This is a genomic window from Pseudonocardia yunnanensis (assembly GCF_039534065.1).
GTDB lineage: Bacteria > Actinomycetota > Actinomycetes > Mycobacteriales > Pseudonocardiaceae > Pseudonocardia > Pseudonocardia yunnanensis.
The window spans coordinates 1-18,587 of sequence record NZ_BAAAUS010000009.1 but is presented as its reverse complement, the minus strand read 5'-3'; the positions used below and the strand labels follow the sequence as shown (position 1 = coordinate 18,587).

Annotated in this window: 17 protein-coding genes and 1 pseudogene; 7 read left to right on the top strand and 11 right to left on the bottom strand. The window is 67.8% G+C overall.

Annotated elements, in window-relative coordinates; genetic code table 11:
* Positions 1–151: 151 nt before the first annotated feature.
* On the bottom strand, positions 152–340 hold the full coding sequence (locus tag ABD743_RS13185) for a hypothetical protein (RefSeq protein ID WP_344722214.1): 189 nt from the start codon (positions 338–340) through the stop codon (positions 152–154).
* Between the two features lie 153 nt (positions 341–493).
* Between ABD743_RS13185 and ABD743_RS13180 the strand changes: the two genes are divergently transcribed.
* Entirely contained in the window at positions 494–1,441 is a 948-nt protein-coding gene (locus ABD743_RS13180) for a helix-turn-helix domain-containing protein (protein ID WP_344722212.1), read from the top strand.
* A gap of 468 nt (positions 1,442–1,909) precedes the next feature.
* On the opposite strand, the gene ABD743_RS13175 is transcribed toward ABD743_RS13180, so the two are convergent.
* Entirely contained in the window at positions 1,910–2,089 is a 180-nt protein-coding gene (locus ABD743_RS13175) for a hypothetical protein (protein ID WP_344722211.1), read from the bottom strand.
* 159 nt (positions 2,090–2,248) lie between these two features.
* Positions 2,249–2,758, bottom strand: a complete 510-nt coding sequence (locus ABD743_RS13170) for a hypothetical protein (RefSeq protein WP_344722209.1) — start codon at positions 2,756–2,758, stop codon at positions 2,249–2,251.
* Between the two features lie 110 nt (positions 2,759–2,868).
* Here ABD743_RS13170 and ABD743_RS13165 point away from each other — a divergent pair, with 110 nt between their 5' ends.
* Positions 2,869–3,021, top strand: a complete 153-nt coding sequence (locus ABD743_RS13165; protein WP_344722207.1) for a hypothetical protein — start codon at positions 2,869–2,871, stop codon at positions 3,019–3,021.
* A gap of 73 nt (positions 3,022–3,094) precedes the next feature.
* Here ABD743_RS13165 and ABD743_RS13160 read toward each other — a convergent pair whose 3' ends face one another.
* On the bottom strand, positions 3,095–3,220 hold the full coding sequence (locus tag ABD743_RS13160; protein ID WP_344722205.1) for a hypothetical protein: 126 nt from the start codon (positions 3,218–3,220) through the stop codon (positions 3,095–3,097).
* On the opposite strand from ABD743_RS13160, the gene ABD743_RS44455 reads away from it, so the two are divergent.
* The 3 genes from ABD743_RS44455 (at position 3,180) to ABD743_RS13150 (ending at position 6,634) form a co-directional block, all read left to right on the top strand.
* A complete protein-coding gene (locus tag ABD743_RS44455) occupies positions 3,180–3,701 on the top strand; it encodes a DUF1684 domain-containing protein (protein ID WP_425566918.1) in 522 nt (173 codons plus the stop codon). The two genes, ABD743_RS13160 and ABD743_RS44455, sit on opposite strands and share 41 nt — an antisense overlap.
* Before the next feature lie 1,173 nt (positions 3,702–4,874).
* A complete protein-coding gene (locus tag ABD743_RS13155) occupies positions 4,875–5,282 on the top strand; it encodes a hypothetical protein (RefSeq protein WP_344722203.1) in 408 nt (135 codons plus the stop codon).
* Positions 5,283–5,563: 281 nt separating this feature from the next.
* Entirely contained in the window at positions 5,564–6,634 is a 1,071-nt protein-coding gene (locus ABD743_RS13150; RefSeq protein WP_344722216.1) for an alpha/beta fold hydrolase, read from the top strand.
* 143 nt (positions 6,635–6,777) lie between these two features.
* Here ABD743_RS13150 and ABD743_RS13145 read toward each other — a convergent pair.
* Positions 6,778–7,256: pseudogene (locus tag ABD743_RS13145) on the bottom strand (transposase); the annotation flags it as partial.
* 45 nt (positions 7,257–7,301) lie between these two features.
* On the bottom strand, positions 7,302–8,504 hold the full coding sequence (locus ABD743_RS13140; protein ID WP_344722201.1) for an acyl-CoA dehydrogenase family protein: 1,203 nt from the start codon (positions 8,502–8,504) through the stop codon (positions 7,302–7,304).
* A 106-nt stretch (positions 8,505–8,610) separates the two neighbouring features.
* On the opposite strand from ABD743_RS13140, the gene ABD743_RS44450 reads away from it, so the two are divergent.
* A complete protein-coding gene (locus ABD743_RS44450; protein WP_425566917.1) occupies positions 8,611–9,048 on the top strand; it encodes a hypothetical protein in 438 nt (145 codons plus the stop codon).
* A gap of 210 nt (positions 9,049–9,258) precedes the next feature.
* Here the strand turns inward: ABD743_RS44450 and ABD743_RS13130 are convergent, their stop codons facing one another.
* From ABD743_RS13130 to ABD743_RS13110, 5 genes are all read right to left on the bottom strand, one after another.
* Positions 9,259–14,259 (bottom strand): protein kinase domain-containing protein, encoded by a 5,001-nt coding sequence (locus ABD743_RS13130; RefSeq protein ID WP_344722199.1) that lies wholly within the window; start codon positions 14,257–14,259, stop codon positions 9,259–9,261.
* A gap of 273 nt (positions 14,260–14,532) precedes the next feature.
* Positions 14,533–15,453 carry a ferritin-like domain-containing protein gene (locus ABD743_RS13125; RefSeq protein ID WP_344722197.1) on the bottom strand — a complete coding sequence of 307 codons (921 nt, stop codon included), beginning with the start codon at positions 15,451–15,453 and terminating at the stop codon, positions 14,533–14,535.
* A gap of 284 nt (positions 15,454–15,737) precedes the next feature.
* A complete protein-coding gene (locus tag ABD743_RS13120) occupies positions 15,738–16,064 on the bottom strand; it encodes a hypothetical protein (RefSeq protein WP_344722196.1) in 327 nt (108 codons plus the stop codon).
* Between the two features lie 166 nt (positions 16,065–16,230).
* Positions 16,231–16,686: a DUF5709 domain-containing protein gene (locus ABD743_RS13115; protein ID WP_344722195.1), complete on the bottom strand. Its 456-nt coding sequence runs from the start codon at positions 16,684–16,686 to the stop codon at positions 16,231–16,233.
* Between the two features lies 1 nt (position 16,687).
* Positions 16,688–17,296 (bottom strand): sulfite oxidase-like oxidoreductase, encoded by a 609-nt coding sequence (locus tag ABD743_RS13110; RefSeq protein WP_344722194.1) that lies wholly within the window; start codon positions 17,294–17,296, stop codon positions 16,688–16,690.
* Positions 17,297–17,870: 574 nt separating this feature from the next.
* On the opposite strand from ABD743_RS13110, the gene ABD743_RS13105 reads away from it, so the two are divergent.
* On the top strand, positions 17,871–18,587 hold a 717-nt coding region (locus ABD743_RS13105), incomplete at its 3' end, for a cbb3-type cytochrome c oxidase subunit I (RefSeq protein WP_344722192.1).

Sequence of the window (18,587 nt, the reverse complement as noted above, 5' to 3'; positions counted from 1 at the left end):
CCTACGTGGTCAGGCACGCCGAACGGGGACCCCGGACTTACACCACCAGCGGGGACGTGACCAGGACGCGTGCGAGCATGCATAAGCGATGCATGTATGAACCCGGGCAGTCGGATTAACGGTCGCGTCAATCTCCTGGTGCAGGAGTGTCCTACCCACCCTCGGCGGCCTGCCGTCCGCGGCCGAGCCCGCCAGATGCGATCGTCGGCGCGATCATGAAGGCCGCTAAGGGCCAGCCGGTGTCGAGCGGGTGCGGGAACTGATCATCGAGCGCATCCTCGCGTAGCACCTTCGACGTGTCGGGGCGGCTGCTCGTCTGTGGCCCGGCCCTGCTTGCCACGACAACAGCCATCCAGTGTGGAAGTCCGCGTGCCGCCACTCGGCGCAGTGCAATGCATCGCCGGGCCTAGACCCGGACGCGGCAGGTGATAGCACTAAGTAAGAGGTCTTGTAGTTCCTGCCTGGGCGGATGAGCCGGAGTTAGCCTCGGGTCGTGCAGATCCACGAGTTCTCCGGTGAGGAGTTGGAAGACGTCGCCAGTGAGTTCTTCATGCCGGCGATCGCCCGGGCGCGTCCCGACTATCGTGGGCGAGTGGCGTTCCAGGAGCTGGACGCGGCCCTGGCGCTGACTCAGTGGCGGCATCGGGGGCAGGTCTCGGTGGTCCGGACCGACCGGATGGCAGCGAGGGCGTCGGCGGACGACCTGATGCTCTTCAGCGTATGCATGGCCGGCCAGAGCCGCGTCCGCCAGCACGACCGCTTCGTCGACCTGGCGCCCGGTGCGGGAGTGCTAAACGATACGCGTAGCCGGTACGAGTGGGGCTCGTCGACAGAGACCCGGAGCCTGACCTTGCTTTTCTCCCGCGAGCTGCTCCCGATCCGCACCACCGAGATCACCGACTGCTGTGCACGCAGCATGGACACCGCAGCCCCGGCCATGCACATGCTGTCCAGCTACCTGAATCGGCTGTCCGAGGTCGCCGACGACCTCACCGGCCACCAGCGGCGGAACGCCGGGCGGGCCGCGGTCGATCTGCTCGCGATGACGCTGCAGGACGTCACGCCCTCCGTACCGGGCGCGGACGACTCCGCGGGCGTGTTGCTCGACGTGATGCGGACTCACATTCGCAAACACCTGGCCGACCCAGAGCTGCGGGTCGAGGAGCTGGCCCGGCAGCACCATATATCGGTCCGCCACGCGTACACCCTGTTCGAACGGATCGGGACCACACCCGGTGCCTACCTGCGCGAGCAGCGGCTACTCGCGGCCCGGACGATGCTGTCCAACCCGCGGTACGCCCGGCTCGCGATATCGAGCATCGGAGCTGCCGTCGGGTTCCTCGACCTCAGCACGTTCGAACGGGCGTTCCGGCGGCAGTACGGGACGACGCCGGCCGGTTGGCGGCGTGAGCACCTTCACCACTCTGGACCGCTCCCCTGACCGTGTTGCAGAAAACTCATGGTGCCGAGCAGGAATCGCTGTACACGCTGAATGCCCTCATTGGTCGACTGTTTGCACAGCCAATGAGGGACAGGCAGACACGAACCGGGCTGGGGAGCGCCGAGTCGAGTCGGCGCTTGATCCCTGGCCCCGAGGGGGGTGGGGCCGGGCCGCAGACGCGGCCCGGCCCCCGCTCGCCACGGCAGTGGCACCCGGGTACTCACGGTCGGGCTGCCCAACCTCGCGGACTACCGCGGACGCGGGGTCAAACCGATCGTTTTCGGGAGGTGCTTTCGTCGTAAAGGCCGTAGAGGCTGTCGCCTGGGGAGTAAACGGATCGGGCGGGGGCTGCTGGAGGCGCCGGTGCCGGCGGCCGGGAGCGTGGACTGGTCGGACCTTGCTGCGTCAGCCCAGACTGGCGCGTCCGTGTAGGCGATCGCACGAGCACGCCGCGGGATCTCCTCGTTGTCACTCGCTTGTGGGCAACGGCGCGCATGATCTCGCTTGGGACCAGACCTCCTCGCCGAGGTGCCCTCGTACCCAGGCCACCGGATCCGCCCGCCAGTGCTCCGCGTGGTCGCCGCGCTCCAGCCGCTCGAGCGCGTCGTCCCAGGCGGAGAGCGCGCTCTGGCGCTCAGCCAGGCGCACCTGCCACTCGGCCCGGCCGGCTTTGATCGAAATTTCCGAGAACCGCGCCGCGCGGTCGCGCTTCTGGTTCTCCAGCTGCCCGAGTCCCGGGGTGGTGGCTCACTACGCCGGTCAGGGGCCTCATGGGGCGGGGCATGACGGCCTCGCCAGGCGCAGGGGCTACACGTCCTCTGCGAGTAGGTCGAGGCGTACGCGCTGGAAGGTGGCCGGGTGCCGCCACACGGGGCGACCGCGCACCAGGTCTACTGCTACGTCGACGGCGAGCTCGACGACCAGTGCCGGTTTCACCCGCGTGTACTCGACGGGGGCGGCGTCGCCGAACCTCGCAGGGGGAAGCACAGATGGCCAGGGGTGCCGCTGATCAGCGGGGCGTAGCAGGGCGCCGAGGGCTGGCCGGGACTCGCGGGGGAGCGGCCCGGTGCGCCCGGCCACCCGTAGACGTCCGGCGTCGTCCAGGCCGCCGAGGACCCGCGCCACCGGCGCGGTGAGCGGGCCCAGTACACCGCCCACGACGGCTTCCGCGCTCCTCCTCGTCTTGACCTTGTGCCAGGCGTGCCGGGTGGGCAGGTAGCCGTGGTCGAGACGTTTGGCAACGACGCCTTCGATGCCGGCGGCTACGCCGCCTACCGCGGCCGCGCCACTACCCGAACCCGTCCAACGGGCGATCAATCGAGACCCGATCGACGATGCGGAATGGCGGTATGACGAAGCCGTTGTCGACATGCTGTCGTGGCCGCTGGGCGAACGCCGCTCCGGTAGCCGATTCGGGTTGGGGGCCTATGCCCTATTACTCGACCCGCACCCGGCACGGCTCCGGGGTCTCGGTCAGCGGCTGCGGCTGCTGCCTGCCCATTCCCCTGCTGCCCCTGGTGGGCGAGGCGTTGTGGGCACTGGCCCGGGAGTCGCGGCATCGACGGCCCGGCAGGTCGTGATCCGCGACGGACGCGTGTCCGCCCGCGCGGCGCAACCGACGTTCACCAGGGCGTGCTCAAGTAGGCGCGCTGCCTACGCGCCGTGGCGGCGCGTCTCGCGGTAGATCGGGATAGCGTTCTGCTGTGAGTTGACCTCGAGCTTCACGAGGATCGACCGGATGTGCACACGCATCGTGCTCATCGCCAGCACAGCGTCCACGGCACCCGGCGCTCCGCCGCTGCCATCGTCATCCGCCGCCGAGTCTCGACGCAGGTCGGCGATCGTCTCGCCTCCCAGTCAGCCGGGGATGACCGGCCAGCGCCTCGTGGTGTTCACTGACGCGACCAACGGGGACACCACGCCCGGGATCGGCCGCTGGCTCGTGCTGCCGCTGCTGGAGCCAGGCAGCAATCTGACGGTCGACTTCAACAAGGCGCACCTTTCCCAGTATCACCAGCAGCCGTCCGTCAGCGGCTCGTGGTCCCGGTTGCCAGGCAGTCTTGAGCGAGTTCTGTGGTGCGGCCGGTCTTCACCTTCTCGCGGGTCGGAGTACGGCCGATCCGAGGCGGTGGCAGATGCGCAGTGCCAGTTCGACGTCGTTGCGTCGGTCGTGGCTCGGGGCCGACCGTTTCCTGTGCTTTGCGGATTCGGTACTGGAATTGATATTTTCAGAAAGTGCCGAGAGTTGACATCTGCTTAAGATCCCTGTTGTGGCGGCTGCTGGTAGATCAGCCTCTCGTTAGAGATGGGTCAGGTATTGCTCAATGTCTTCAGGTATTATTTCTAAGGGTACGAGAATGGGGAAGAGATCGGCGCCCTTATGTATCGCTACATTCCAAAGTATCGCGAAGTCGGCGGTGCGGTTTCGCTCATTTCACGCGTCAGGAAGTGCGGTCAGCGGCACTGGCGGAAACGTCGGCGGGGTGGGTGACTTTATGACGAGCCAGTGTTTTCGGCGCGTTATACGTCATAATACATCTAACGACCCGTTAGAAGAAAACGGACGAAATCCTGGTCAGGCGTCGTCGGGAGCCGTCGTGGTCAGTATGATATTAACCATATCAGATTCACTTTCGTTCGCGCTTGATGCGCTAGCCATCAGGGGTTACTGTCTGAATGTAGCTATCACGCCGCCGATCCGGGGCGACTGGAGGCAGGTAAGAAGTGAAAGTTCTAATTTTGAGACAGCAGGACCGAGAGGGGTCCGCTATAGACTGTCGTCTGCGACTGGCTACAAATCTTGCAGGCGCCAAATCTTGAGGGTCCGCCTCGAGGAATAAGACGAAGCGTCGACTGAGGGTCATCCGCAGTCGGGGCTCGCTGCTTGGATTGTGAGAAGATCGTTTGGCGCGGCGAATGATCCATTGTACGGCGTTGCGGGCTCGCTTGGCTGTAGCGCTCGCCACTTTCACGAGTCTCGGCAAACAGTCGGTCCATAGCATCTCGAAGAATCGTGGTGAATTGATGTGTTAGCTGACGCCGAGAGGGCTTATCGAAAGATGAGGGCGACGATAGGTCTATCGCTGTCCGGAGTTCTTGTGATTGCCCACTGGTGTGGCAACTGCGAGAAGAGGTTCGGCGCGAAAACATATTGAGACTCGGCGGAAGCATGTCGGAACCGTCGGGCCGGAGAGGGCGTGTTTCGCACTGAGCGTCCTCATCACATGAAGGGTACCTATGAAGATCACGCGAATTGTCCTCGGCGGCGCCGTCGCTTCCACGCTGGCTGCGGCCTCGATGGGTGTGTTTGGGGCCGGCGTCGCATCGGCGGCTCCCCTTGCGTCCGGGGCGTCGCCTGCGAGCGCATCGCGCACCAGCCTGCTGGCCCTCGGCGGCGACCACGGCGACCACGGCGACCACGGCGGCGATCACGGTGACCACGGTGGCCACGGCGGCGATCACGGTGACCACGGTGGCCACGGCGGTGATCACGGTGGCCACGGCGGTGATCACGGTGGCCACGGCGGTGATCACGGTGGCCACGGCGGTGATCACGGTGGCCACGGCGGTGATCACGGTGGCCACGGCGGCGATCACGGTGGCCACGGCGGTGACCATGGTGATCATGGTGATCACGGCGGCGATCATGGTGATCACGGTGGCCACGGCGGCGACCATGGTGATCACGGCGGCGATCACGGTAATCACGGCGGCGGCCACGGTGGCCACGGCGGCGACCACGGCTGACTTGGTCAGGAGGCTTTCGGGTCGGGCCGCCATGTTCCTGCGCTTCGCTACAGCATGTCGTGACCTGCCGGTCAGCCGAGTTGGATACCCGTGATGGGCGGCACGTTGGTCCGGGAACCGGGGGACCACGTGCCGCTCTGTTTTTGAGACCTGTGAACCCGCCCCGAGCTCACCGTCCTCGTCGACGCCGTGGCCCTCGTTAATCGTCATCCCTGCCGTAGCGCGCTGACGGCGACCAAGATTCTCGGCGAGGCCGCCGATATCAGGCCTTGGGGCGGGGTGGCCTGAGAGCACCTGGTCGTCGGCGGTGGCGCGGGAGGCCGGTCTCGCTCACCAGGCGATCTCGAACTTGGCGAGACGAAAGGGCATCGCAAGGTGCTCTCGGGTAATTGCCCGGACTGTGGCCGCGCAGGCACGCCCGAGGTGAGTGACCAACTGCGTGACAACCGGTGCGCACGTCCATTGACGGCGACGGATGTCCACGGACGAGTTGGCTGGCTGACCTGTGGAAACACCCTGGCGCGCTGGCCGCTTGCATTGCTTCACACCGAAGTGCTCGCTTCCGTGGTTAGGGCAGATCTTCGAGGTGATCGCGTCACGCCGGATCACAAGGAGGCTACGACGTCATCGCCGTCGACCAACGCGGCGCAGCCTGCAGTGCGCTGCTTCGCGAACCCCGAAGAAGCCGCCGCGCTCACGGCGGGGCTGCCGACGATCCCCGTCACCGATGACGAGCGCACGGCTCGGATCCGCGCCGACGCCGAGTTCGCCGCGGGGTGTCGTGTCGAGTCCGGCGACCTGCTCGACCACATCAGCACTGAGGACGCCGCCCGCGACCTCGACGATCTCCGGGCCGCACTCGGCGATGACCGGCTCAACTTCGTCGGGCAGTCCTACGGGACGTTCGTCGGCACGGTGTACGCGAACCTCTTCCCAGCTTGGTCTTTAACCGGCGCGCTGTTGCCGAGCGGTGATGGTGAGGTCTCGCTTGGCAGTTTTCCCGACGTCGTAGTGGGGTGCCGGGGTGCGGTTGCGGGAGCCGGGTGGGCGTCCCGGGCCGGGCCGGGCCGGGTGGGTTTGGGTGCGCTGGCCGGCAGGGTGGTCGTCACGCGGAGGTTCCGGAACCCGCGGCGGACCCTCGCGGGGGTCAACCGTTCGGGCGGCGCGGGTTTCTCCCACGGCCGGCGAGGGTCCTCGGCCAGCGGGCGGGCGAGGCGCAGTTGGGTGTCCGCGGCGATCACGAGCCAGGTCCAGCGGTCGGCCGCGTGTGGGGTGCGAATCTTCGGGGCGGTCCAGCCCAGGGTTTGCTTGAGCATCCGGAAGGTGTGCTCGAGATCGAACCGGCGCAGGAACGACTGCCACCAGCTGTCGACGTCGGCATCGCTGGCGGCGGTGGCCGACGACCACAGCCAGACCGGTTTGGGGTCACGATCCCCGGGCAGGTGATCGACCTGCAGCCGGATCAGGGTGCCTTCAATGACGGGCAGCGCACCGTCGTGGTCGAGCCAGCAGCCGCGATGGGTCAGCCGCGGGTGCAGCCGGTCCCAGCTGGTAGCGGTCGCGGTGCCGTAGCGAGTGGTCTCGGTAACCGTGACCTGCGCCGGTGTGGGCCAGGTGGCCGGCTTGTCCAGAGCAAACTCTGGTCCGTGCTTGGGTGGACGCCCAGTGCTGCCGGGCAGTCCGGGCGGTTTGGGCAGCCGCAGGACTCGATCAGAGCGGATCCGGCCGAGCAGTTCGACGGGTAGGTCGGCCAGGACGAACGCGAGCCGGGTGATGTCGTAGCCGGCGTCGGTGACGATCAGGATGTCCGGGTCCGCGTCGTGCCAGTGCCCAGCGGTGATCAAACGGCCGATCACCGCCCGCAGCCGATCGGCGGTGACCGCGGTGGCGTCGTCGGGGGCCCCAGGCGGACCGCGTCCAGCAGCGCGGTCCACGAGGTGCGACCCGGCTCCAGCGCGGCGACGAAGGAGTACGGCCAACCCGTGATCAGCTGCGCCTGATTGCGCCCGCGACCGTAAACATGGCAGAACAGCCGCTCCGCGCTGGTCGGGGCGTCCGCGCGCAGCACGCGGCGTCGTGGCGGTCCTACGGCGACCCTGGGATGGGTAGGCGATCAGACGTCGATGGACAGCGGCTCGTCGGCACCGAGCAGCAGGCGACCGTAGGCCTCCTTGCCGAGCTCGGGCATCATCAGCGCGTGTCGGCCCGCGATCTCAGAGTCCCGCCAGATCATGCTCAGGACGTTGGCGTCGGAGAAGGACGACGCCCCGTTGGCGGTCATGAGCCGGTCCACGCCGTCCTTGACGAGCTCCCCGATCATTCCGCTGTCCATGCGGACGCGGGCCCTGGTCAGCCTGTCGAGCTGCACACCGCGCGCCGCGGCGTCGTCGATATCGGCGCATGCGCGCTGCATGAGCATCTCGGCCTGATCGAACCGGGTCGCGGCCTCGGCCACCCCGACCTGATGTGTCGGCGAGTTCCGGGCGTTCGTGTAGCAGGTGTAGGCGACGTTCTTCTTCGGCAGCCCGGCCAGCGTGCGCTCCATCGCGTGCCGCGCGAGACCGATCTGGGGGCCGACCAGAATGATCGCAGCAACCGGCATGAACGCCATGTTCGCGTTCTGTTCGTCGGCCTTGTGCGACGTGCTGAAGTGGCCTTCGACCATGTCGGCGAACCGCTGGATGCGGTGGTCGGGCACGAAGTGGTCCTCGACCACGATCGTGTCGCTGCCGGAGCCCTTCATGCCGGCCACGAACCAGGTCGGCTCGATCTTCCAGGCACTCGACGGGATGAGTGCCAGCGCGCGCGGGTCGTCTCCCTCGACGCCGATGCCCAAGGTCGCCCAGGTCGCGGCGAACGACCCGGACGAGTACGCCCAACGACCGCTCACGAGGTAGCCGCCCTCGACCCGCTCCGACTTCAGTGGCGGAGAGAAGATGCCGCACGCCTTCGCGTCCGGCGTCGCGTACATCTCCTGCTGCGCCTCGTCGGAGAACGTCGTCGAGAACCAGGTGCACACGCTGAGCAGTGCCACCGTCCAGGCGGTCGAGCCGTCACCGCGTCCCACCTCCGCCACGCACTCCATCATGGTGCGCAGGTTCGTCTCCAGGCCGCCGAGCCGGCGCGGCACGAGGAGCTTGAACAGCCCAGCCTCTTCGAGGGCGTCAACGACCTCGGGCACCACGCGTCGCTCCTGCGACGACTTCTCGGCGTGCTCTCGGATCAGCGGCACCAGAGCGGTGGCGCGGGCGATCACGTCCCGGTCCGGCTCGGTTCCCGCTCCGGTGGCCTGCGGCCGGTCAGGAGCGTCGGTCATGGCCTGTACTCCGTTCGACACTGAATGTGAAGCAGAACGCTAGGCGGATTCCGAGCAACGGCCAGCTGCTTCACGAGCGGGAGAGTGTACCGCGCAGGGTCTGCCCGTGGACTCACGCAACTACGGCACGGGTGTGCAGATCCTCACCGATCTCGGTGTCCAGAGACTCCGCCTGATCACGAACAATCCGGCGAAGTTCGGCGGCCTCGACGGGCACGGCCTGCAGATCGTCGGCCGGGTCGGCCTCCCCGGTGGCCGAGAACCCGCACAACGTCCGCCATCTGCGGACCAAACAGGATCGGATGGGCCATCGGCTGAGCCGACCGCCAGTCGGTGGGGGATTGGCCGAGCTGCCCAAGGCTGCTCCCCACGCGGGGTTCTGAACCGATGCGGAACGCGTGTTCGGGGCAGGCATCGCGCATTGCACACGCAGTTGGTCGAGCGATGTGTGGGGCGTCAGCCGACGCTTTCCTACGCGAGTTCGCCATCGTCACGCGCCCGAAGCGGGAATATGTGGCCTGGTGGTCGGGTAGCTGCCGGTTGAGGTCGGTGATGGCGTCCCACCACCTGACGACGTGTCCGGTTGCGCGGCCGTCTTGTTGGTCGCCCGGCCACGAGCCCGTGCGCACGTTCACCACGGCGGGGCAGCAGTCCTTCGTCGGCCGGCCGTACGCGCGGCCGGCCCCGTGGCTGAGCTGTCGATTCCTTGGCCTGACGAGGAGCCCGGGAACGGGCCGACGAGGGAGTGGCTCTGTCAGCCGGAACCCCTGTGGGCGGGGGGCAGCGGGAGTTCGGCTTGCAGGGTGGTGCCTGCGCCGGGTGCGGTGTGGATGGAGAGGTGGCCGCCGAGTGCCTCGGCCCGGTCGGTGAGTCCGATCAGGCCGGTTCCGTGGGTGGGGTCGGCGCCGCCTTGGCCGTTGTCGCGGACGCGAACCCGCAGCATGGTGCCGGTGTCGTCGTGTTCGGTGGTGTCGATGGTGACGTGGACGGTGCTGGCGTCGGCGTGTTTGGCGGTGTTGGTCAGGGCCTCGGCGATCAGGTAGTAGGCGGCGATCTCGATCTGTTCGGGCAGCCGACCGTCGGTGTGGATGTCCAGTTCGACCGGGATGGGGCAGCGGCGGGCGAGTGTGTGGAGTGCGGGGGGGAGGCCGCCTTCGGCGAGGACGGCGGGGTGGATGCCGCGGGCGAGTTCGCGCAACTCGTCCAGGGCGCTGCTGGCCCGGGTGGCCAGGTCGTCGAGCTGGGTGGTCAGCTCGACCGCGTTGGGGGGAATCAGCGCTTGGGCGGCACGGGCTTGTAGGGCGAGGGCGACCAGTTCTTGCTGGGCGCCGTCGTGCAGGTCGCGTTCGATGCGGCGGCGGGTCTGGTCGGCGGTGGTGACGATGCGGGCGCGGGAGGTGGTGAGCTCGGCGTAGAGCTGGGTGTTGTCCAGGGAGACGGCGAGTTGGCCGGCGATGAGGGTGACCGCATCGAGCCGGTCGGCGGTGAACGCGGCGCGGATGAGCCGGTTTTCCAGCAGCAGCACCGCCCGCAGGCTGCCGCGGCTGAGGATCGGGACGGCCAGCAGGGAGCAGCACTGCAGGTCGGTGAAGTAGGGGTCGCGGGCGAAGCGGTCGTCGTCGGTGGCGTCGGCGACCACGAGGGGTTCGCCCAGGCGTTGGGCATAGCGCAGCACCGACAGGGGGACCACGGGTTCCTCGGCGGTGCCCGCGTCCCGGGCGGTGTCCGCGATGTGGGTGGTGCCGGTGTCGCTGTTGGGGGTGGGGAGCAGCCAGTCGTGGCGCTCTGTGTTCCACAGCAGCAGGTGCACGCCGGTGGCGCCGGTCATCGCGCTGAGCACCTCGACGACGCGGGCGTGCAGGCGTTCGATGCTGGTCTCGGAGCTGAGTGCCTGGGAGGCGGACAGGATGCCGAGCAGGTCGAGCGTGCCGGTGGTGACCGTGGACCGCTGGTGGCCAACATCGGTGGGTTGATCGCCGCTGTCGACGGCGATCGTGTCGGTCCCGGGCCGCAGGGTGGGGTAGGCCCAATCCAGTTGGTCGACTTTCGCGGTGGCGCCCCACGCGGCGTACGCCTGGCGGGCCTGGGCGAGCAGCTCGTGACCGACGTGGTCGAGGCCGTGGGCCAGGTGGAAACGGGCCGCGCGTTCGGTGATCAGGGCTCGATGCCACGGTCGTTGACGGGCGGCGACCTCGCGTCGGGCGGTGTCGAAGGCGAGGGCGGCGGCGCGGAAGTCGCCGACCGCCCACGCCCGCTCAGCCTCCAGCAACCGCAGCAGGTGCAGAAAGTTGTCCGGCGCGTCCGCAGCGCGGGCGGCCAGCCACCGGATCACATCGTCCATCTCGGACAGCAGACCCTCGCGCTCCGCACCGTCCGTGGCGCGGGCCTGACCGGCCAGGCTGAGCCCGCGCAGCAGGTGGGCCACGGCGGTCGGGTAGAAGCCCAGGGCGGCTGGCAGCAGCGGCATCGCCTCGGCGGTGTGTCGCGCCGCGACGACCGAATGGCCGAAGACGGTTGCGGCGACTGCCCGGGCGATGTGTGCCAGGACGAGTGCCAGCGGGTTGTCGGCGTAGCGGTCGGCGGGAACCGCGTCACCGGCTGCGGCGGAGCTTTCGCTGCGCAGCACGCCCGCCAGCCACCGGTAGCTGTCGAGCACCTGGTCGGTCTGTTCGTTGCCGGTGCGCCGTGCGAAGGCCAGCGCCGCCTCCACTTGGTCGACGAGGCGGTCGAGGGTTGGCGCACAGTCCTGCAGGAAGTAGGCGGTCGCGTAGTAGGTGACGCCGACGTAGGCCAGATCACCACCAGCGATCAGCCCCTCGCGGGCACGCTGAGTGGCGTGGACACCGGTCTCGATGGGCTCGACCCAGCAACTGAGGATGCCGAACACCCGGCGCGCGAGCGAGGTATCGGGCTCATAGGCGCGGGCTTCACCCACCGCCAGGATCCGCCGCAGCGCCTGATATCCGGCGGCGCTGTCGCCGCGCTGTGCCACGGCGTGGAAGGACGCGATGGAGGCGGGCCCGACAAGGGTCTGTCCCGGTCCGTGCTCGATCCAGATCCGCAGCGCCTCCAGGCACAGCCAGGCAGACGTCGCGTGGTCGGCGACGAAGTAGCCCGCCACTTGGATCGCGTTGATCAGGCGGGTCGCGGCGAGCAACGTGGGGTCGGTGATCTCCGGCCGAGTCAGATCATCGGCGGCGTCGGTGTCCAGCCACCGGTACAGATACTCGAACTGGTGGTCGAGCTCCTGACCGAGTCGGTCCGCCGCCGGCACGACGATGCCGCACTCAGCCAGCGACTCCAGGCCCAGATCGATCGCTTCCCTGAAGCGTTTGCGGTGGGTCAGGCTGCTCACCTGCACCGCCGTCGCGTCGGCCCGTCGGATCGCGTCGGGACATAGCCGCTCGAGGGTGTGGTACTCCTCGTCCGCCTCGTCCAGCCGCCCGAGGCTGTAGAGGGCGGCGTGGCGGCCGGTACGCGCCTCGATCAGCGTGGCGGTCTCCCCCGGCTCGATCAGCCGTAGCGCGGCGACCAGCAGCGCGTTCACCAGGGCGTATTCCCCGATCAATCTGGCCTGGTCGGCGGCACGGCGCAGCAGCCCCACCACCAGCCGGCGTTCCGCCGCATCGGTGACGGCGTCGATCACCGGCAGGTACTGCTCGGCCGCCACCGCGAACAACTCCGGTACCCCGGCCAGCCGCCGCGCCATCGCCAGCTGCAGCGCGCGTCGCCGTTGCAGATCCACCCCGCGCAGGATGACCTCGCGGGTCCGGTCGTGGCGAAACCGCACGGCCTCACGCAGCCCCGGCTCCACCACCAGGACGCCCTCGTCGAGCGCGGGCGCCAGCTGCTGGTCCACCACACCCGCCACTGCGGCAGTGGCGGTCTGCAGCAGGCTCACCTCGACCCGCCCGCCCAGACAGGCCATCGCCTCGACCATCGCACGGGAGCTGGGCGGCATTGCCGCGACCCGCGCCGCCAGCAACCCGGCCACCTCGGACTCGCCCAGACGAGCCCGCGCGACCGCGTCGTCCCACCGCCACCCGGCGGTCGTCGCGGTCAGCACACCCTCGCGGCGCAGCGCGTTGAGCAGCTCCACCGTCTCGTACGGATTACCCGACGTGCGCTCGTAGATCACCTCGACCAGCCCCGCCACCGCGGCCCGGTCCGCGTTCAGCATCTCCGCCACCATGGTGACCAGGCCCGGCACCGGCAAGTTGTCCAGCTGCACCTGCCGTACGCCGGCCTGCTGGCGCCACCGGGACAGCAGCACGGCCAGCGGATGCGCCGCGTCCGCCTCGGTGTCGCGGTAGGCCCCCACCAGCAACAGGCCCTCGACCGGTTCCTCGGACAGCACGAGATCGATGAAGCCGAGCGGGGTGCGCCCGCCCCACTGCAGATCATCGACGAACACCACCACCGGCCGTTTCCGCGAGGCCACCACCCGCAGCACGTGCACCGCCGCTCGCTGCGCCCGTACCTGCGCGGTCAGCGGATCCCCCGCATCCGGCGGCACCTCCAGCACCGCCGCGAACTCCGGCACCGTAGCGCTAAGCAGACCCGCGTTCGGGCCAAGCGCCTCGACGATCCGTTCGCGGACCTCGGCCAGCTTGTCGTCTGGCTCGGCCAGCAACAGCCGACCCAACGCCCGGAACGCCTGGTTACCCGCGTCGAACTCGACGTCCCGCCGGTACTGGTCGAACTTGCCGGCCACGAACCAGCCATCCCGGCCCGTCACCACCGGGCGCAGCTGATCGACCAGCGCGGTCTTGCCCACCCCGGGCACTCCGCTGACCAGCACACCCTGGCAGTGGCCCGCCAGCGCCTCCTCGAACGCCGCCTCCAGCTCCGGCACCTCGCCGCCGCGTCCCACCAGCCGCGACGGCAGCAGGCGCAGCGGAACGTCGTGCTCGCCGATGCGCACCCGAGCCGCCGCCGGATGTGCCTGGGCGTCGCGCATCTGGTCCAGGTCGTGGGCCAGGCCCTCCGCGGTCTGGTAGCGGTGGTCGGGTTCCTTCTCCAACAGATGCATGACGATCTCGGACAGCGGGGCGGGCAGCGCCGGGTTCACCTTGGCCGGCGGCACCGGCACCCGTGCCAAGTGATCGTGGGTGAGACGTAGCGGGTCGCCGGTACCGAACGGCGGCCGGCCCGTCGCCAGCTCGTACAGCGTCGCACCCAACGCATACAGATCGGCCCGTTGGTCCACCGACCGGCCGGTGCGCCCGGTCTGTTCCGGGGCGAGGTAGGGCAGCGACCCGACGATCTCGCTGTGGTGGGTGAACTCGGGACGGAGCTCGGCGAACGAGGACGCCAACGCGAAGTCCACCAGGCACGGGGCACCCTCGTCGGAGATCACGATGTTGGCCGGAGTGATGTCCCGGTGCATCACTCCGCGGCGGTGCATTCCCGCGACCGCTCGGGCCAGCTTGCCGGCCAGCCGGATCAGCTCGTCGACGGTCAGCGGCTTGGCCAGCCCGGCCAGAGTGGTGCCGCCAGCGTCGACCAGCACGATCGACGCTGGGTACCGCGGCGTCTCCACCAGCTGCGCGATCCCCGGAACGTCGCGCAGTCGCTGCAGCATCGCCCGCTCGTGCCGCAGCCGCCGCTGCGCGTCCGGCCCCAGCGGCTCCTTCCGGACGACCGTGCGCCCAGGGAAGACCAGTCGAGTGACCCGCGTGTGGGCGCTCTCATGCAGCAGCATTTCGGCCCGAGCGGGCGGGTCTCGGCCCGACAGCACCCCGCCTGCCCCCATCCGACACCTCCGGGTACGGGCGTGCCTACGCTTATCCGCCTGCTCGCGCAAGTACCTGGTCGCCGATGACCGCAGGTGGTCGGAGCGGCGAGACTGCGAGTGCCGTGAGGAGCTCTGCAGCCGCGGTTCGGTCTCGTGCGCTACCGGCCGCTGTCGATGGACGAGGGCCGCAAGCCGCAGCGCAAACACGCTCTGAGATATTCGCACACGACTGAGCTGCCTCGCTCGCTCCATGAGCTTTCCGTCGGCACGGCTGAATGCCGGAGGCAGAAACTAGCCCGCGGCGGGCCCGGTGCCTTGGACGATGTCCCCATTGAGTCCATCTGGGTAGAAGCCGCCGGAGGAGCCTGCTTGGGAATCAAGGTAGACGATGTTGAGGATCTGCGCGGCGCTCCTGCCGAATGCACGGCCGTACTCATCGGTGGGAACTAGGTTGGCCTCGTCCTTGGTGCCGAGATCCTGATCATCGTCAGCGGGGCCGCTGACCGCGTTGCGAACCGCGGAGATCTTGTGCACGGCGTCGAACACCGAGTCATCCGCGAGCCCTTCACTGAACAGCGTGGCCCGCACGATCCCGGCGTGGTAGGCCTCGGTGGCCAGCAGGCCTGCTGCTGCATCCAGGTAGGTCTTGTTGGAGATGAACGGTGCCGCACCCTTGAAGGCGGTGACTCCTACATCTTCGAAGAGGAAGGCAGCGAAGAGGAAGTTGCGGTCGTTCGCATAGGCGTCGAAGATCTCCCCGGGCTTGATCAATCCGGCCGCAGTCGCCGCGGCGGTAAAGCTGTGGTCAAGGGAGATCCGTGGGCGCGCAGCGGCCGCGTCACCGAGTGCGCCGCGGAGGAACGCAACGTGGGCTCGCTCGTCCATGGCGATCTCGCGGGCGATGTTCTTGATCAGAGGACTACGGAAGGCGACCTGTCGGCCGCCGGACACCTGGCCGGGCGTCCCTGTCCCACCTACCATGTCATCGGGCAGTCCCTGACCTGTTGCGCCACGAAGGTAAAACTCCGCTTCGAGATACTCCAAGTTGAGCGCGAAGTTCAGGATCGAACCGTCACTTGGCCCGCCTTCTTCTGTCGTGGTCGTCGGTGCGCCGGTGGCGGTTTCGGCGACCATGCTGGTGAGCTTGGCGCGATCTTCCGCGGTTTCGGCACTACGGTTGATGGCGTCGTCGATGAAGCGGTTCTCAGACATCCTGACTCCTGTGTTGTTCGATGATGACGGTCGTGCCTAGAGACAAGCCGCTGTGATCTCAAATCGGCTGTCGAGGCCACCGCTACCTTCCAAGCGAAAAAGGAAGAACGTGGCCCAGTTCAGCTCGAAGTACGCGTCGTGGTCCGCACCGTCCTGGTCGACGAACGGCTCGGGAACCAAGAACCCGGCCGAGTTCACGAGGAGGTTGGCATCGGATTCGGCTCGGTGGCGGAGGGATGCAGGGCGTCGACCGGCCGCCTTCCCTGCGGCCGGGGAAGCCGGGCTCACCGATAACGGCCGTCGAAGCTCGATCCCCGGTTGGGCTCGGTGAACCGCACGCCGACGATCCGGCCTTCCTCCACGACCCAATGCAAGTCGTAGCAGGCACGATAGCTGGGAGGCCAGAAGGAGCAAAAGCGGCCGTCATCGACGTACCAGTTGCCTTGTGTCGGCCGACCCTGCTCGACGTAGGTGGTAGCGCCGCTGGATTCGAAGACCTGAGTGGAGCCGTCGTTGTAGACGAAGGCGTGCGCCGTAACCGCGGTGGGGATGTGACCCTCGATCACAGGGTCGCCATCCGCGACATGAATGTTCTTGAGCGTTTCGACCATAAGTTCCTCCTTCGGAACATATTCAGCCTGGTGAGACCGGACGCACCGTCGAGGACCGAGGCGGCGCGAGCGACGTGCTAGTCGGCGAGACCCTTTCGATAGGACTATCCGTGTCTCTCGGACAGGTGTTGCTTCCGAACCTGGTCCGCGGCCGTTCGATGGGTCTTCAGACCGATTCGGGTTCGTCTTCATCGGCGACGATGTGTACTGCGGCCTCTTCGGCGGAGGCCGCGCCGCCATCGCGACCGATGTCCACTGCGTAGAGGTAGGCGTAGTCGTCGATCTCGCCCGTGGGTTCGACGTCGATCAACCTCCCTGAGCGGGCCGTGCCGGCTTCGTTGTCGTACGGCTCGCCGTCGGTGTCCGAGGCGTCTCCCAGCCCGTCCCCGTCGGGGATCATGATGTCGGGCAGCTCGCGTGCCAGGCGGCCGTTGAGGCTTTCATGTTCGGCCGCTTCCCTTGCGGTGAGGCCGTAGTCGTTGAGCTCCCATGGACGGTCCGGAGGGGAGTAGCCCTCGTCCAGTACGTCTAGGAGCCCGCGGTCGTCGAGGCTGTCCTCTGGCTGAAGGAGCCCGGAGTCGATGTCGACGCCGTCGGTCCCGTCATTGTCATCTGTGGACATGTCAATCTCCCTGGTAGCGTTGCTCGAGCCAGGGGTCTCCCCGGTCGTGGTATCCGTTGCGTTCCCAGAAGCCGGGCTGGTCTTGGGCCAGCAGCGTCAGCCCGGACACCCATTTCGCGCTTTTCCAGAAGTACAGGTGGGGCACGAGCAGCCGGGCAGGTCCTCCGTGGATCGCTTCCAGAGGCGTTCCGTTCACGTTCCAGACCACCCACGCCTTGCCGTCGGTCACGTCCTCGATCGGCAGGTTGGTGGTGTAGCCGGTGTGCGAACGGGCGAGCACGAACGCTGCGTCGTCGAGCGGACCGGCTGACGTCAGCAAGGTGTCGACGGAGACTCCGTCGAATGTCATGCCGAACTTCGACCACGTGGTGACGCAGTGGATGGCACCCTCGTACCGGGATCCCGGGAGTGCTTGGATCTCCTCCCAGCTCCACGTGGTAGGCGACTGAACGAGGCCGTCGAGAGTGAAGGTCCAGCGATCGGTGCGGATCGACGGAGTGGCTTCCGCGTGTAGGACGGGCCACCCGTCGCCGGCGTCGTACTGACCCGGCGGCAAGTGCGAATCACGCGCCGTGTGGCCACGCCCCGCGAAACCTCTGGTGACCGGCATGATGCTTCCTCTCGTCTGTGTTTGGCCGTGCGATTCGCGCTGGCCGGTCTCAGGATCGCCACGACGTCACTGTCGGTGTTCGAATCTGTGGGTCATCCGGTCAGCACGAGCGACCGCAGCGCGACTTGGCGCGGTGCCCGCCAGACCGTGCGACACTAGCTACCCGTCGAGATTAGTACTGTCAAGTCCAGTCTATACGCGAGGTTACATCCTCTTCGGTGCAGGCGCTCGCGACCGCGTAGGTGCGCGAAGAGAGCATAAGCCGCAAGTCGCACCCCCACGGTCTGGTCTCTGGCTCGCCCGAAGATGGGTGGCGTCAGGTCTCAGTGGACTTGACAGTCCGACGAGAAGACCTGATAGTTGGCCTGGATAGTCCAGAGGGGCGTCCGCGTGTGGCCATCGGAGGACATCGAGCCTCACTCTACGTCGTTCGAGTGCTCCTCACGATCCACGATTACCCATAGTAGCTACTGGCCTTCGCAACGCGAGCGATCTACGTGTCCGCGCAGGCGCTCGCCGAGCGGTCGAGCGAAGGCGGTGTGAATCTGGCGGGCTGGTTGGTCCGGGAGGCGATATGACGCAGCTTGTTCCGGCTCCGGTCGGTGCTCGTGCGGCGCCGGTGCGCCGTGCGGCCACGGGGACGGTTCTGGCGAGGATGTTGCGGACGACGGATCCGAAGGACATCGCGATCCTGTATCTGGTGACGTCGTTCGTGTTCTTTCTGGCCGGTGGGGCGATGGCGTTGTTGATGCGCGCGGAGCTCGCTCGTCCCGGTCTGCAGTTCTTGTCGAACGAGCAGTACAACCAGCTGTTCACCATGCATGGCACGATCATGCTGCTGCTGTATGCGACGCCGATCGTGTTCGGTTTCGCCAACTACATCGTGCCGCTGCAGATCGGCGCCCCTGACGTGGCGTTCCCGCGGCTCAACGCCTTCTCGTACTGGCTGTTCCTGTTCGGTGGGTTGATCGTGCTGTCGGGCTTCTTGACGCCGGGCGGGCCCGCCGACTTCGGCTGGACCGCCTACACGCCCCTGTCCGGCGCGGTTCACTCGCCTGGCAGCGGGTCAGACCTGTGGATCATCGGCTTGGTCATCGGAGGACTGGGCACGATCCTCGGGGCCGTCAACTTCATCACCACCATCGTCTGCATGCGCGCGCCCGGCATGACGATGTTCCGGATGCCGATCTTCACCTGGAACATCCTCATCACCGCGATCCTGATCCTCATCGCGTTCCCCGAGCTCACCGCGGCGCTGCTCGGGCTGCTGGCCGACCGGCAGCTCGGCGCC